Below are 954 nucleotides of genomic sequence, written 5' to 3' on the forward strand. Positions count from 1 at the left end.
TGACGGTGGTGATGGAGATGACTACATCGAAGGTGATAAATCCAACGACAATGGCTTTTTCACAGCTGAAGGTCAGTATCTGTCTTATACCAATAAGGAGGGTGTAGAGCGCTTAATTACGGCTGATGATTATGTCGAATTCCAAGAAGAATGGAGCGGTAACGATACCCTAAAAGGCGGTGCTGGCGTCGATACAATATACGGCAATGGTGGAAATGATACGCTTCATGGTGGGAGTGAGACTGACTGGCTTTATGGGGGAACGGGCTCCGACACAATTAATGGTGATGAAGGTAGTGATGTTCTCTATGGCGACGAAGGGAATGACCGTCTTAATGGCGGGGAGCAGCATGACTGGCTTTACGGCGGTGAAGGTGATGATCAATTATATGGCGGCGCAGGTAATGACCAGATCCAGGGTGGAAAAGGTGATGACGTTTTATCTGGAGGCTCGGGTACAGACCGCTTAGACGGAGGCGCGGGTAATGATACCTTTATCGTGAAGCCCGGTGACGGTACGATCTATATTACTGATACCCAAGGCATCAATATCCTAGCTTTTGAGGGTGGTTTGAATGCTGGCGATATTTATACCTATGCGAGACCTTCTTCTCAAGATCCTACAAGCGACAGTTTTATTAAGATAAATTATGGCTCGAATGAAAGTGATGTGATCGCTATGTCGCAGACGACTTTCTCGTACATCCGTGAAGCTCGATTTGCTGATGGTTCAAGTTTATCTCTCATTGTCGACAACTTGTCCAATGGAACTAACCTAGGAACGGATAGTGATGACCATATCACCTCGGACGGCGTAGGCTCGAAGCACTATTATGGGTTCAGTGGTGCCGACACTATTGATGCCGGAGACGGCCAGGATTATGTCTATGGTGGTGATGATAACGACGCAATCAATGGCAATAGTGGGGATGATTATCTGTATGGTGATGTCGG

Annotated in this window: 1 protein-coding gene; it reads left to right on the top strand. The window is 47.1% G+C overall.

The features are described 5' to 3' along the window. Positions 1-954: calcium-binding protein (locus A3756_RS02200; RefSeq protein ID WP_304438845.1), on the top strand; the 954-nt coding region annotated here is incomplete at both ends.

The sequence above is a fragment of the Oleiphilus sp. HI0086 genome (assembly GCF_001635225.1).